14 protein-coding genes are annotated in these 15,044 nt (G+C 47.5%); 11 read left to right on the top strand and 3 right to left on the bottom strand.

Annotated elements, in window-relative coordinates; genetic code table 11:
- The first annotated feature begins 9 nt into the window (after positions 1–9).
- From lpxD to NCI00_RS25975, 5 genes are all read left to right on the top strand, one after another.
- Positions 10–1,047, top strand: coding sequence for a UDP-3-O-(3-hydroxymyristoyl)glucosamine N-acyltransferase (gene lpxD / locus NCI00_RS25995; protein ID WP_166559906.1), 1,038 nt, complete (start codon positions 10–12; stop codon positions 1,045–1,047).
- A 5-nt stretch (positions 1,048–1,052) separates the two neighbouring features.
- Entirely contained in the window at positions 1,053–2,444 is a 1,392-nt protein-coding gene (locus NCI00_RS25990; protein WP_253532560.1) for a bifunctional UDP-3-O-[3-hydroxymyristoyl] N-acetylglucosamine deacetylase/3-hydroxyacyl-ACP dehydratase, read from the top strand.
- Between the two features lie 99 nt (positions 2,445–2,543).
- Positions 2,544–3,347: an acyl-ACP--UDP-N-acetylglucosamine O-acyltransferase gene (gene lpxA, locus NCI00_RS25985; protein WP_114068851.1), complete on the top strand. Its 804-nt coding sequence runs from the start codon at positions 2,544–2,546 to the stop codon at positions 3,345–3,347.
- 212 nt (positions 3,348–3,559) lie between these two features.
- Positions 3,560–4,369 (top strand): polysaccharide deacetylase family protein, encoded by an 810-nt coding sequence (locus NCI00_RS25980; protein WP_253532509.1) that lies wholly within the window; start codon positions 3,560–3,562, stop codon positions 4,367–4,369.
- Positions 4,370–4,374: 5 nt separating this feature from the next.
- Positions 4,375–7,455, top strand: a complete 3,081-nt coding sequence (locus NCI00_RS25975; RefSeq protein ID WP_253532507.1) for a PVC-type heme-binding CxxCH protein — start codon at positions 4,375–4,377, stop codon at positions 7,453–7,455.
- A gap of 171 nt (positions 7,456–7,626) precedes the next feature.
- Here the strand turns inward: NCI00_RS25975 and cysM are convergent, their stop codons facing one another.
- Positions 7,627–8,499, bottom strand: coding sequence for a cysteine synthase CysM (cysM, locus tag NCI00_RS25970; RefSeq protein ID WP_114460990.1), 873 nt, complete (start codon positions 8,497–8,499; stop codon positions 7,627–7,629).
- 64 nt (positions 8,500–8,563) lie between these two features.
- Here cysM and NCI00_RS25965 point away from each other — a divergent pair, with 64 nt between their 5' ends.
- From NCI00_RS25965 to NCI00_RS25945, 5 genes are all read left to right on the top strand, one after another.
- Positions 8,564–8,776, top strand: a complete 213-nt coding sequence (locus NCI00_RS25965) for a hypothetical protein (RefSeq protein ID WP_253532505.1) — start codon at positions 8,564–8,566, stop codon at positions 8,774–8,776.
- Position 8,777: 1 nt separating this feature from the next.
- Positions 8,778–9,191: a PIN domain-containing protein gene (locus tag NCI00_RS25960; protein ID WP_253532503.1), complete on the top strand. Its 414-nt coding sequence runs from the start codon at positions 8,778–8,780 to the stop codon at positions 9,189–9,191.
- Positions 9,192–9,194: 3 nt separating this feature from the next.
- On the top strand, positions 9,195–10,718 hold the full coding sequence (locus NCI00_RS25955) for an oligosaccharide flippase family protein (RefSeq protein WP_253532502.1): 1,524 nt from the start codon (positions 9,195–9,197) through the stop codon (positions 10,716–10,718).
- Positions 10,719–10,741: 23 nt separating this feature from the next.
- Complete coding sequence (locus tag NCI00_RS25950) at positions 10,742–11,251, top strand: gliding motility lipoprotein GldH (protein WP_253532501.1); 510 nt, start codon at positions 10,742–10,744, stop codon at positions 11,249–11,251.
- Between the two features lie 64 nt (positions 11,252–11,315).
- Entirely contained in the window at positions 11,316–11,945 is a 630-nt protein-coding gene (locus NCI00_RS25945) for an LON peptidase substrate-binding domain-containing protein (protein WP_253532500.1), read from the top strand.
- Positions 11,946–12,029: 84 nt separating this feature from the next.
- Here NCI00_RS25945 and NCI00_RS25940 read toward each other — a convergent pair whose 3' ends face one another.
- Positions 12,030–12,503 (bottom strand): nucleoside deaminase, encoded by a 474-nt coding sequence (locus NCI00_RS25940; protein ID WP_253532499.1) that lies wholly within the window; start codon positions 12,501–12,503, stop codon positions 12,030–12,032.
- A gap of 7 nt (positions 12,504–12,510) precedes the next feature.
- Entirely contained in the window at positions 12,511–13,704 is a 1,194-nt protein-coding gene (locus NCI00_RS25935; RefSeq protein ID WP_253532498.1) for an NAD(P)/FAD-dependent oxidoreductase, read from the bottom strand.
- Positions 13,705–13,789: 85 nt separating this feature from the next.
- Between NCI00_RS25935 and NCI00_RS25930 the strand changes: the two genes are divergently transcribed.
- A complete protein-coding gene (locus NCI00_RS25930; protein ID WP_253532497.1) occupies positions 13,790–15,019 on the top strand; it encodes a glycosyltransferase family 4 protein in 1,230 nt (409 codons plus the stop codon).
- The last annotated feature ends 25 nt before the right edge of the window (positions 15,020–15,044 follow it).

The following is a 15,044-nucleotide window of genomic DNA, read 5'->3' as shown; positions in this document are numbered from 1 at the left end:
TAAGACCGTATGGAATTTACCGTCAAGCAGATTGCCGGACTGCTCGGAGGCGAAATAGAGGGAGATGGAGAACTGAAAATCAATCAGTTAGCAAAGATAGAAGAAGGTAAGTCCGGGACTATTTCTTTTTTGTCAAACCTCAAATATGAGGCATACCTGTACACTACCGAGGCGTCGGCAGTAATTGTAGATAAGCATTTTGAAGCCAGAAAAAAAGTAAATACAACGCTTATTCGGGTCGAAAACTCTTATACCGCTTTCACGCAGCTTCTTCAACAGTACGAACAAATCATCAAAGGAACGAAGCAGGGAATCGAACAACCTTCCCACCTTGGCGAGGGAACTACCACGGGTGAAGGACTTTATCTCGGCGCCTTTGCCTACGTTGGAAACAACGGTAAAATCGGCAAAAACGTCAAGATTTTCCCGCAGGCATTCGTCGGCGACAACGTCTGTATCGGCGACAATACCGTGATTCATTCTGGCGTAAAAATTTATAATAATACCGTTATTGGCAAGAATTGTACGTTCTTTGCCAATGCAGTCATCGGAAGCGATGGCTTTGGCTTTGCCCCCCAGCCAGACGGTTCTTACAAAACCATTCCCCAACTGGGCAACGTTATCATTGAAGACAGCGTAAGTATTGGGGCAGGCACGACCATCGACTGCGCCACCATGGGCTCTACCATTATTCGGGAAGGCGTAAAATTAGACAACTTGGTGCAGGTAGGGCACAATGTTGAGATTGGGAAACACACCGTCATTGCCGCACAGGCGGGCATAGCTGGCTCCACCAAAATCGGTGAAAAGTGCGTGATTGGTGGGCAGGCAGGCTTCAATGGGCACATTACGGTACCCAACGGTACGAAAGTCGGCGGGCAAGCGGGCATTACCAAAACCTGGGAGCAAGAAGGTTTATCCCTCAACGGCACTCCCGCCATTGAATTCAAAGACAGCCTGCGTTCGGCGGCTATCTTCCGAAAATTGCCTCAGTTGGAAAAAAGAGTAAACGAATTAGAAAAGAAAATTAAAGACGATAAACAATAGGAATGTTGAACATCAAACAACAAACCATCGAAAAAGCCGTATCAGTATCGGGCGTGGGCTTACACACGGGTGTGTCGGCAACCATGACTTTTTTACCGGCACCCATCAACCACGGCTATAAATTCCAACGCATCGACTTGGAAGGCCAACCCATCATTGACGCCGACGTGGACAACGTCGTAGATGTGTCGCGCGGGACTACCCTGGAGCAAAGTGGTGCCCGGGTCTATACCGTTGAGCATACCTTGGCGGCTTTGGTTGGTTTACAAATTGACAATGTACTCATTCAGCTGGACGGTCCCGAGCCGCCCATCATGGATGGAAGTTCCATTAAGTTTGTCGAAGCACTCCGCGACGCTGGCATCGAAGAACAAAACGCTTCGCGTAACTACTTTGAAATCCCCGAGCCAGTACGCTACATCAACGCCGAGAAAGACATCGAGATGGTGGCCCTACCACTCAACGATTATCGACTGACGGTGATGGTGGACTACAACTCGCAAGTCATTAACAGTCAGCACGCTTCGCTCAACGACCTGACGACTTTCTCGCGGGAGATTGCCTCTTGTCGTACTTTCTGTTTTCTGCATGAGTTGGAAGCGCTTTACAAAGCCAACCTCATCAAAGGCGGCGATTTGACCAATGCCATCGTGATTGTGGATCGCGATATTGAGGAAGGCGAACTGGATTATCTTTCTCAGTTATTGAACAAGCCCAAAATCGGCGTCAATAAAAAGGTAGGTATCCTGAATAATATCGACCTGCACTACCCCAACGAAATGGCTCGTCACAAGTTGTTGGATGTGGTAGGTGATTTGGCACTGGTAGGTCGTCCTATCAAGGCGCAAATTTTGGCCGCTCGTCCGGGCCACGCCGCCAACGTAGCGCTGGCCAAGAAAATCAAGAAATTGATGGAATCGGCCAAAAGCCATGTGCCGCACTACGACCCTAAAGTGCCGCCAGTGATGGATTTGAAGCGGATTTGTGAACTGTTGCCGCACCGTTATCCATTCTTAATGATTGACAAAATCGTTTACATGGACGAAAACAGCGTGGCAGGCCTTAAAAACGTAACGATGAATGAGCCGTTTTTTACGGGACATTTTCCAAACAATCCAGTGATGCCGGGGGTTTTACAAATGGAAGCGATGGCGCAAACGGGTGCGATTCTCGCCCTGAGCAGCCAACCCGACCCCGAAAACTACTGGCCGTTTTTGGCAGCTATCGAAAACTGCCGCTTCCGTCGGAATGTTGTACCCGGCGATACGGTCATTTTCAAGTGTGAATTTACGGCGCCCATCAAACGTGGAATTGTAAAAATGCACGGTGCTGGTTATGTAGCAGGTCAAATGGTCTGCGAAGCTGACATGACGGCGAGTTTAGTTAGAAAAAGATAAAACATACAAGCAACAGTCGATAAGGAAGCGCGTCTTTTTTACGGTCTTTTACACTGTTAAAGCTACGAACTCCGCTGAAAAACAGCAACTTGGACTATTATGATTCATCCATTAGCATATATACATTCAGACGCAAAAATCGCCCCTAATGTGGAGATTGAGCCCTTCGCCATTGTTCACAAAGACGTCGAAATCGGTGAAGGTTCTTGGATTGGTTCGCACGCGGTCATCAATGACGGCGCCCGAATTGGTAAAAATTGCAAAATCTATCCCGGAGCGGTGATTTCTTCTACTCCCCAGGATTTAAAATTCAAGGGAGAATATACGCTCACCTACATCGGCGACAATACCATCATTCGCGAATACGCCACCATCAGCCGTGGTACGGAAGAGCACTGGAAGACCGAAATCGGCAGCGACTGCCTCATCATGGCCTACTCGCACGTAGCGCACGATTGCCGCATCGGCAATAACTGCATCATCGTCAACAACGTGCAAATGGCCGGCCACGTCCACATGGGCGACTGGGCCATCATTGCGGGGTCGAGTTCAGTACGGCAGTTTGTAAAAATCGGCGCCCACGCCATGATTGCGGGTGGTTCGTTGGTTCGCAAGGATGTACCGCCGTTTACCAAAGCGGCCCGTGAGCCGCTTTCTTACGCGGGCATCAACTCGGTAGGACTGCGCCGTCGCGGTTTCAGCAATGAGCAAATCAACGAAATTCAGGAAGTATACCGCTATATTTATTTGCGCGGCTTCAACAATACCGAAGCCCTGGAGCACATCGAATTGGAATTGGCCCCCTCCGCCGAGCGCGACGAAATTGTGAATTTTGTTCGCAATTCCGAACGGGGCATCATCAAAGCCCCCACAAGTACAAGTACGGACAACGGCGATGATTAGTTAATAGAAAAGATTCGTTTACGATGATTTTATACCGGCAGCTGAAATTTATTTTTGGCTGCTTTTTTTATGGGGAATTGTACTGTAGCAAAAGTGATAACATTTGAAAAGACACGAATTTCTTTCCTCGATCTAAACATCAACATTTCACCCCCAAAACTAAGTAATTTCTCGGCTTCCCATCTTTTCTAAGAAAGCATAATTTCTTTTTTATGAAAAGCCTATTTTATCTACTTTCGTTGGTTATCTTACTGACAATAACCCATTTAAGCGCGGCACAAACGCCTTCTGCCGCTCCCGCTTTTTGGCCCGAAGGCAAACGCGTGGCGCTCAGTCTCAGCTTTGACGATGCACGACTGAGTCAGGTGGATGTGGGAACCAAGCTGTTTGATAAATACGGCGTAAAAGCCACCTTTTTTGTGCTGACGTCGAGCGTGAGTAAGCGCCTTGACGCGTGGAAGCAGGCCATTGCCAACGGCCACGAAATCGGCAACCATACGGAGCAGCATCCATGCAGCGGGAATTTTCCGTGGGCCAAACCCAAAGCCCTTGAAGAGTACACCCTCGATAAGATGAAAAGTGAATTGATCCGCACTAACAAAGCCCTCGAAGCGCAATTGGGCATCACGCCGAAGGTATTTGCGTACCCCTGCGGGCAAACGTTTGTGGGGCGCGGCATGAACACCAAAAGTTACATTCCGCTCATTGCCGAGTTGTTTTCAGTAGGACGAGGCTGGCTCGACGAAGGCCCCAACGACCCTACTTTCTGCGATATGGCCCAACTGACGGGCATGGAAATGGACGGCAAAGAGTTTGAGCAGATTCTTCCCATCATCGAAAATGCCAAGAAAACGGGGCATTGGGTCGTTTTGGCGGGGCATGAAGTGGGCGAATCAGGCAATCAAACTGCCCGCGTTGCGATGTTGAGGAAGCTGTGTGAATACGCCCAAAACCCCGCCAACGGCGTGTGGATTGCCCCCATCGGCACGGTTGCTAAGTATGTTCAGGAAAAAAGGAAATGAGTTCAATGCTCATCATTCCTTGTAAGTTTATTCATCATAAAAACTCTCCCGTCATGCGTTATATTGCGCTTGTCTGTTTATTAACGGTTTTTTCGTTTCAAAAAAATACCCCTCCGAAACTTTCGCCTGAACACCAAAAAGCGCTCGAATCGTTGCGCGTTATGGAGGGTTTCAGCGTGGAAATGGTCGCAGCCGAGCCGCTCATTGCCGACCCAGTAGCGATGGAAGTGGACGAAAACGGGGATATGTACGTGGTAGAAATGCACGGCTATCCGCTGGATGTGAGCGGCTCAGGAAAGGTGAAACTGCTGAAAGATACCGACAACGACGGCTACCCCGACAAAAGCATCATTTTTGCGGATAAGTTAACCCTGCCGACGGGCATCATGCGCTGGAAAAACGGTTTCATCGTCACGGATGCGCCCGATGTGCTTTATTTGGAAGATACCGACAACGACGGCAAGGCCGATATTCGCCAAAAAATGCTTTCGGGCTTTGCGCTGTCCAATCCCCAACACAACCTCAACACCCCTCGCTTCGAACTAGATAACTGGATCTATCTCGGCCACGAAGGTGCGGTAACGCCCTTTGTTTTTAAGAAAGAATTTGGTGATAAAGGCACCGACATTATTTTTCCCGATAAACCGTCAGCCGCGCGTTTAGCGCCCAATGCCAACGGGAAGGCGGTGCGGTTCAAGCCCGACAGCTACGAACTCGAAGAACTTTCAGGCCGCACCCAATACGGGCACAGCATGGACGCATGGGGGCATCATTTTTACACGAGCAACGCTAACCACATTTACCATGAAGTGTTGGCAAACACTTATATAAAAAACAATCCCGCTTTGCTGGTACCCAACGCCACGCAAAACATTTCCGACCACGGCGAGGCGGCCGAAATTTACCCCATTACCGAAACCCCCAATCACCAACTGCTGACCGACGTCGGCGTCATTACGTCTTCTTGCGGGATAACGTGGTACGGAGGCGGAGCGTTTGGGGAGAAATTCAACAACGTAACGTTCATTGCGGAGCCAGTGCATAACCTTGTCCATGCCGACATTGTACGTGACGCAGGTGCGAGTTTTACAGCGAGTCGTCTGAATGAAAAATCGGAGTTTCTGGCGTCAAAAGATGCGTGGTTTCGGCCCGTCAATTTTTACGTCGGGCCTGATGGCGCGCTGTATGTCATTGATTATTACCGCCAAATTGTGGAGCATCCCGAATGGATGTCGGACGAAATTACGCAATCGGGCGCGTTGTATAACGGCACGGACAAGGGACGTATTTACCGCATTGTCCCCCACAAAGGACTACCAATGAATTGGTTAGGAAAACTCAATTTATCCAAAAAATCATCCCCGGAACTGGTCACATTACTCGACCATGAAAACAGCTGGTATCGTCGCACGGCGCAACGCTTATTGCTGCATCGCCAGGCGAAAGAGGCCATTCCAGCATTGCACGCATTACTAACGAAAAGTAAATTTCCCGAAGCGAAGGCCCATGCCCTTTGGCTGCTGGACGGCATACAAGCCATTGAAAAAGAAGACATTGTACAAGCGCTCAAAAGCGAAACGGCGGGCGTACGCGAAAACGCCATCCGGGTGGCGGAACGGTATCTGAACGCAGCTTTTGGAAAAGAATTAATCAACGAACTGACCGCGCTACAAAACGACGATAGCCCCAAAGTGCGGTTTCAGTTGCTCAACACACTGGGTTTGGCAAAAACGGTCGAGTCAGAAAAGGCCCGTTTGGCAATCTTAAAACGGGACATACACGACCGTTGGGCAGGGCTTGCTAGTATTGCTTCCTTTGCGGGAAAAGAAAATCAGATTTTTGACGTAGCCATTGCCGAATTTACGAACAAGTCGACCTCTGAAACAAGCGAGTTCATTGCCAATTTGGCCTCAACCATTGCGGGCGGAGAAAATAAAACAGGATTCTCGGAAATGATGCAAAAAATCATGGCCGAAACTACGGGGGAGGAGGCTTGGAAGGCAGCTGCACTCAACGGCGTTGCCAAACGTTGGCAGTTTCAGAAAGGCAAGGGAACGGTGTTATTGTCTGAACCTGAAAAAGAGAAACTGTTAGCTAACTTTGCTCCGACAACCTCTCCAGAACTTTGCATGGGTTCATTGAGTTTGTTAGAAATCACGGGTTTTCCCAAAGGAAAAAGTTTAGAGGCGAAAACCGCGCAGGCAATCGCTGCGCTTAAAAACCCTTCCACACTTACCAGCCAAGGCAGCAATGTCGATGTTTACCGCGCCCATGCTATTGCTTTTCTTTCAATGGTTAATTCCAACGAAACAAAGCCAATTTCGCAACAAATGTTAACCCAAAAAGAGCCAGAAGTGGTTCAGTTGGCGGCGTTGAGAGCCTTAGGAAAAAGCACTGATATGCAAACCTATCAGTTTTTGTTGAATGAGATGAAGGGCTTTGCTCCCGCGTTGAAAAAAGAAGCGGTGAATGTTTTTTTGTCAAAACCAGAACGAATCAATGTATTGTTGAAAGCAATCGAAACCAAAGAAATCGAAAAGTCGGTAGTGGGTTGGCAACAAATGGTTCGGTTAATGAATTACTACGACACTGACATTCGGGCGTATGCGCGGAAGGTACTGTCGGTCAATGAAGACCGAAAAGCGGTCTTGCAGAAATATATGGCCGCTTTGGAGCTAGAGGGTAGTCAGCCGAAAGGCCAATTGGTATTTGAAAAGAACTGCGCGACCTGCCACCAAATCGAAGGAGTAAAAGGCGTAAATTTTGGCCCAGACCTTTCTACTTTACGCAGCCGAAATGCCCAATCGGTATTGACCGAAATCATCAATCCCAACAATTCGATTGCCGATATGTACGATTTCTGGACGCTGGAACTCAAAAACGGCAGCGCCGTGGCGGGCATCATCGCGCAGGAAAACACCAATAACGTATCCATCCGCGAAATGGGCGGAATGGTCAGCGTGATTCAGAAAAAAGACATTGCCAAGATGCAGAAAGCGGAGCAATCCATCATGCCCAACGGCCTCGAAAATGCCATCAGTATTCAAGAAATGGCCGATTTGATTGCATTTATTAAGAGGCAGTGACCGCAGTCGCGCAGACACCGCAGTCGCGCAGACACCGCAGTCGCTCGCGTCCCGCGAGTGACGACTATCAAAAGGCCTCCGGCCGTACAGATAGTAAAGGCCAGAGGCCTGACAATAGTCGTCACGCGGCAGAGCCACGCGACTGCGGTGTCTGCGGTCTGCGCGACTGCTTTACCCAAACAATTCACTGGACAGGTACCGGTCGCCTCGGTCGCAGACGATGAATACAATGACGCCCTCTTCCAACTCCTGCGCCAACTGAAGGGCCGAGTGAGCCGCGCCGCCGCTGCTCATACCCGAAAAAATACCCTCCGTGCGGGCCAGTTCACGGGCCCGCTGTGTGGCTTCGGCCTGCGATACCTCCATCACTCGGTCCACGCGTGAGGGATCAAAAATTTTAGGTAAATACTCGATCGGCCACTTTCGAATGCCCGGAATACTTGAGCCGTCGGTGGGTTGGCAGCCCACAATTTGCACGTTTGGATTTTGCTCTTTCAAATACATGGACGTACCCATGATGGTGCCCGTCGTGCCCATCGACGACACAAAATGCGTGATTTGCCCCTCGGTATCCCGCCAGATTTCGGGCCCAGTGGTGCGGTAGTGTGCCAGATAATTGTCAGGATTGGCAAATTGATTAAGCATCAAGTATCCACCTTCGGCCACTTTCTCGTCGGCATAGTCACGGGCCGATTCGATGGTTTCCGTCAATGTCACCGTAGCACCAAATGCTTCCATGGTCAACACACGCTCACGCGTGGAGTTTTTGGGCATAGACAGTTCAATTTCAATACCATACAGGCGTGCAATCATTGCCAACGCAATGCCCGTATTGCCGCTCGTGGCCTCAATTAACTTCATACCGGGCTGTATTTCACCGCGCTCTACCGCTCCTTTAATCATGCTGTATGCGGCCCGGTCCTTCACGCTACCGCCGGGGTTATGCCCTTCCAGTTTACCGTATATTTTTACTTTTGGATTGGGATTCATGCGTGTCAGTTCCACCAGAGGCGTATTTCCGACAAAATCTAAGAGAGTTGGCATTTGGAGGGACGGGGTTTGTGTTTTCTGAAATAATTACGATAAATTTGTTCAAAAAGTTGCACCAATGGGAGCATTACAGATTGAAAATACAGAACGGTATTTAAAAATTACCCTAGACAAAGAAGCTTTTGATGACGCGCAAATTATGGATTTATTGGAATATCTGCGTACAGAAGAGCTCATAAAAAGGGCACAATTTGATGATTCTATTTCAGAATTAGGCAAAACCATTAAAAAGGAATGGTGGGCCAAACACAAAAGTGAACTTCTGAAATAGCATGGACAATATTGTTGTGGATGCTAATATCCTGTTTGCCGCACTTATATCAAACAATCGAAAAACAAGACTCATTCTCGCTAATCATCAATATAAATTTTACGCGCCGAAATATCTGTTTGTAGAGCTGTTTGAGCACAAAGAAACCATTCTTCAAAAATCCCACATTTCAGAAGCCGAAGTATATGAGCTGTTAGATAATATTCTTCAAAATATTCATTTTGTTGGCAACGATTTTATTTCCACCAATCTCTATTGGCAGGCTTACCGTCTTTGTAAAGATGCCGATGAAGATGATACGCCCTTTGTAGCCTTGACTCTCGCTTTAAAAGCAAAATATTGGACGCGTGATGAAACGTTGAAAACACATCTTCGTACTCAGGGATTTTACGACTTTTTTGAACCGAATTATTAACGCATGAGTGTTCTTAAAAAATTAGCCAGCGAAACGGCGCTTTATGGGGTAAGCAGTATACTGGGCAGGGTGATTTATTGGTTTTTGGTGCCGCTGCATACATACGTTTTCCTTCGCCCCGGAGAGCTGTCGTCCAATACCGAATTGTACAGTTGGGTGGCGCTGTTCAACGTGGTGTACACCTTTGGCATGGAAACGGCCTTTTTTCGTTTTGCCAACCGCTCGCCCCAACACCGTCAGGATTATTTTAACCAATCCCTCACGGCCATTGCGTTGGTGAGCATTGTTTTTTCGGGCGCTTTGATTGTGTTGGCTCCGCAAATAAGTGAGGCGCTTGATTATCCCGGCGAGTCAAGCAACATTATTTATTTAGCGCTCATCGTGGCCATTGATGCCATTGTTGCAATTCCGTTTGCACGTTTACGTTTGGAGAAAAAGGCCAAACAATTCGTTAAAATTAAGATTATAAATATCATCATCAACGTCTTGCTCAATGTCTTTTTTCTACTGATTTGTCGGGACATTTCGTTGGGGAAATACCTACCATCATTGCAGTCGTTGGGGGCGTTTTTGTACCGTCCTGAAATCGGACCGGGTTATATTTTTATCGCCAATTTGATTGCCAACGCTTGTTTTCTGTTTTTACTTCGCGATACATTTAAAGGTTTTAAAATCACTTGGAAAGGGCCACTTTTCAACGAAATGTGGGTCTATGCGTATCCTATCCTGATTTTGGGCTTGGCAGGTACCGTCAATCAAATGGCCGACCGTTGGTTTTTACGTCATTTACTTCCTGCGGGTTTTTACCCAAATCTAACGTCAGAAGATGCCCTCGGTATTTATGGCAGTTGTTATAAATTATCGGTTTTTATGTCGTTGGCCGTTCAATCCTTCAAATACGCCGCCGACCCGTTCTTTTTCTCGCAGGCCGAAGACAAAAATGCCCCTCATTTGTTGGCTTTGGTCATGAAATGGTTTGTGATTGTGTGCGTGGTGCTGTGGGTAGGCGTCAGTCTGAACGTGGATATTATCGGGCATTATATGTTGTCCAAAGCCTACCGCGTGGGCCTTTCTGTGGTTCCGATTTTGTTGTTGGCCAACCTGTTTTTGGGCGTTTATTACAATTTGGCCTTTTGGTTCAAGCTCACCGATAAGACTCAATTCGGTACGTTGATTACCACTGTAGGCGCAATTCTGACCGTAGTGCTCAATATCCTGCTGATTCCGACCATGGGTTACATGGGTTGTGCTTGGGCTTTTTTAGCTTCGAGCGTGGTCATGTGTGCCATGTGTTATTGGCTGGGCGAAAAATATTATCCCGTACCCTACCAACTCGGCTCGGCATTGGGCTACATCGGTAGCGCGGCAGTATTGGTCTATCTTTCTTCGTGGATAACAATCTCCAACGTATGGGTATCATTTGCTTACCATCTAGCGTTATGTTTAGTATACTTTTTGGGAATTTTGGTCGTAGAGCGCGATTCCATACCTTTGAAGATTCGCCGAAAAATTAAGATTTTAGGATAATTTTTTAACCAGTACCCGACACTATGGATTTGTTTCGCCGCCTTGCCGCAAAAACGTCTGCGTATTTATTGCTTTTCTCCCTGTTTCTCCTTGCCGGAAGCTGTGATTCTAATTCGGTCTATAAAGACCACGAAGACATCGAAGACGGGAAATGGTACGTCAAAAACGAGCCTGCGTTTACCTTTGAAATCACCGATACGACACAAACCTACAACGTGTATTATCTCGTGCGCAACAGCATTGCGTACCCCTACTATAACCTTTATGTAAAGCGTTTTTTGCTCAACGACAAAAACAAAATCGTCAACGAAGCGTTGAATGAATTAATTTTGATGGACGAAAAAAGCGGTAAACCTTTGGGCGATGGATTGGGAGACTTATTTGACCATAAAGTACTGGCCCTCAAAAGCTACCGTTTTCCGCGCAAAGGAAAATATACGTTCAAAATCCGCCAATACATGCGTCAGGATCCGCTCCCCGAAATTCTGAGCATGGGCGTAAGCGTTGAAAAAGAAGTTATTAATCCGAAGTAATCAAAAGCAACCTCACGCCTTTGGTTGCTCGTTATTCGCTCCTCACTGCTGAGGACTTACACGTATGGAAAGTTTTCTCCCTTTTTTTCCTTTAAATCTGGTAGCATATCCTACCGAAAACCTCAATTTGCATATTTTTGAACCTCGTTATCAGCAATTGATTAATGAGTGCATCGACAACCGAACAACGTTTGGGATTCCCGCCTTTATCAATAATAAACTGCCCGGCTACGGCACCGAAATGAAAATTGTGAACGTGTCTAAACGCTACGACGACGGGCGAATGGACATCAAAACCAAAGGAATACGGGCATTTCGCGTGTTGACGTTTCAAAATCCCGTTCCCAATAAACTTTATTCGGGCGGTAAAGTTACGTTTGTGGAAGAGACCGAATCATCGGAAGGGGTGATTTCCGAGCTTTTATTGCAACTCGACCGTCTGTATACCATTCTCCAAACACAGGTTGATTTTGACAGTGCTATCTCTCCTTTTTCGTATCAGGTAGCGCACAAAGTGGGGCTTTCGCAGGAGGAAGAATATCAGGTATTAACGATTGATTCCGAAACTGAGCGCCAACGTTTTTTGCTGCGCCACCTCAATAAGGTCATCCCTGTCATGGCTGAAATGGAAAAAACCAAAGAGCGCATCAAGCTCAACGGTCACTTCAAAAATCTCGACCCGCTTAATTTTTAGCGGAGTTTCTCACGCAGCGTCGCAGAGGAGCAAAGACGTGTCAGGAAAAGCACTGCTCCTTAGCGACGCTGCGTGAAAAAATCATCAGTACGCAATTTTATCCTGCTTAACTCGCCAAGCCTCAAACACTTTCAGGGCTTCTTCGCGTAGGCAGCATTCTAGCGGAAGTTGCCGCTCTGATTTGGGCGTATCCAATTCTTGATAAATAAACGCGTCGTTGAAATGAGCGTCGGCGGCATCTTCTTTGGTGCAAGCGTAGTAAATTTTCTTAATGCCCGCCCAATAGATGGCCCCCAAACACATGGGGCACGGCTCACAAGAGGTATAAATAATACAATCGTCTAACTTAAAATCTCCTACTTTCTGACACGCCACCCGAATCGCCGTGACTTCGGCGTGGGCGGTCGGGTCGTTGGTAGACGTAACCTGATTGCAGCCTTCGGCCACCAATTCTCCATTGCGGACAATCACCGCCCCAAAAGGCCCACCCTTATCGCTTTCCATTCCCGCGCGTGCCACTTCAATGGCCCGACGCATCCATTTATGATGTTCGTTCATTGTTTTTTTACCTCATTCTGAATAATTCTTCCAAATCGCGTTTGCCGCTGATAACTTCGGCGGCCAATTCACCCAATGCGGGCCCATGCTTGAATCCGTGCCCCGAACCGCCGCCCAAAAACCAGCAATTGTCGGCGTCGGGGTGCGTGTCCAAGATAAAATTGCCATCAGGCGAATTTTCGTAGGGACAAACGCGGCTCTCGACCAACGGCGCGTTTTCTAAAGCTGGAAAGCGATGGGCCATGAATGACCGCGCTTTTGCCAATACATTTTCATTAAAAATTCGTTCTCCAGAAGTTGGGTCAAATGTTTCGCCCCGTTTATCCACCCCTATCTTGAATCCTCGGTACGCATTGCCTGGAATGCCATAATAAAAATCTTCGCCGTCCAAATCAATCCACGCGGGCATAGAATCAAACAGATGGGTATAGCCCGCTGGAACGCCCAAGTAATAGGCTTCTTGCTTGGTACAGGTAACGATTTTACCTAAAATTTCGGGAAACAATTTTCCCAACCACGGTCCGCACGCAAAAAGGTAGGCATCGGCTTTCAACTCAGTTCCATCAGAAAGGGTTAATGATTCGAGTCGCCCATTGGCCAACGGATTAGGTTTTGCCAATTTATTGAGGTACGTTCCTCCCCCCCGTACAAAAACCTCATTGACCGCCTGACAACTTTCGCGTGCTTTGAGATACCCGCCATACGGGTCTAAAACCAAGTGATTCAGGTCATTAGTATTAATATGAGGATAACGTTTTGCGGCTTCTTGGGGCGTAAAATACACGTATTCCATCCCGTGTTTTTTCATAAAAGGTTGCGTTGCCTCAATCATTTCGGGCGCATCATTGTAGCAAAACCAAAGTACCCCCGAATTAAAAAACAACGACTTATTCCAACGTTGCTGCTGTTCACGCCAAAGCGAAATCGCCCGCACGTTGAGGTTAAAATAGGTTTCGTTGGCGCCGTAAGTAGAGCGGATAACGCGTGTTTCATCGCCCGAACTGGCGCGCGAGTTCCCCGGGCCCCAAGCATCAATCAACGTAACGCGAAAACCCGACCAAAGCAGCCAGAGAGCCGTCCAGCCGCCAAAAGCACCCGCTCCCACCACCGCAATATGAGAGCCAGTATCCAACAATGGGCCTCGACGAGAAGGCCTGATTTCCTGTACAGTTTTAGGTGCAAAAGTCGGTTGGGTCGACATAAGAGGCTAAAAAAGGGTTGAGAAATGCAAATGTATTAAAATTGATAGCCAAAAACCTACCGGGCTGATTATCTTCGCGTCACCAATGAAAATTTTACTGATACATCAATATTTTTTGGAAGACAACGACGGCGGCGGGTCGCGCTGGAACGAAATGAGCCGCTTTTGGCAGTCGGAGGGGCATCAAGTAACCGTGCTGGCAGGCATGGTGCATTACATGGGGCATCGTCCTGCCAAATACCACCGCAAATACTTTCTTCCCGAAACCAATCAAGACAGGGTGCAGGTTATTCGTTGCCACGTATCCGAGTCCTACAACAAGAGTTTTTTCGGTCGTCTTTGGGCCTATTTCTCCTTTACTTTTTCGAGCATTTGGGGCGGTATCTGGTACGCCAAAGGCAACTATGATGTCATTGTCGTTACATCTCCTCCCCTCTTTGTGGGTATTACGGCCTACGTGCTTTCGGTATTGAAACGCACACCTTTCGTATTTGAAATCCGTGACCTTTGGCCCGAATCGGCCATTGATACGGGGGTGCTTACGAGCGGTATTTTAATCAAATTTGCCTATTGGTTTGAGAAATTCGTCTACCGTAAAGCCAAATTAATCAACGTATTGACACCTGCTTTTCGGGAAAAATTACTAGCAAAAAAAGGAGTTCCTTCTTCCAAAATTATCTTCATCCCAAACGCCGCCGACTTTTCTCTTTCGGATGAATTATTGACTTCATTCGACGTTGCCCAGTTCAGAAAAGAGCACGACTTAACGGGAAAGTTTGTCGTGACCTACGTAGGGGCACACGGCGTAGCCAATCATTTGGTACAAGTGTTGGATACGGCCGAGTTGCTCAAAGACACCAACGTTTTGTTCTTGCTCATCGGCGACGGTATGATGAAAAAAGACCTGATGGTCGAAGCCCAACGACGACAACTTTCTAATGTCCGTTTTATCAATTCTGTACCCAAAAAGGAAGTATTTAATTACATTTTGGCCTCCGATGCGGGGGCGTCGGTGCTCAAAAAAGTGGATACCTTCAAAACCGTTTATTCCAACAAGACGTTTGATTATATGGCGTGCAAAAAGCCAATTTTGATGGCAATCGACGGGGTTTCACGCCAATTGGTGGAAGAAGCACAAGCAGGTGTGTACGTCGAACCCGAAAATCACGTTGATTTTGCCCAGAAAATCCGTATGTATCTGGCAAATCCTGACTTGGTCAGTCAACACGGCCTAAACGGCTATCGCTACGCAAAAGAAAATTTTGACCGCGCCCTTTTGGCCAGTAAATATGTGGGGTATTTATCTCAGGTCTAATGCCTATATTTGCGCCCCAATTCTC

It is taken from the genome of Runella salmonicolor (assembly GCF_024158025.1).
Lineage (GTDB): Bacteria > Bacteroidota > Bacteroidia > Cytophagales > Spirosomataceae > Runella > Runella salmonicolor.
This window is presented reverse-complemented; position numbering and strand designations above follow the sequence as displayed.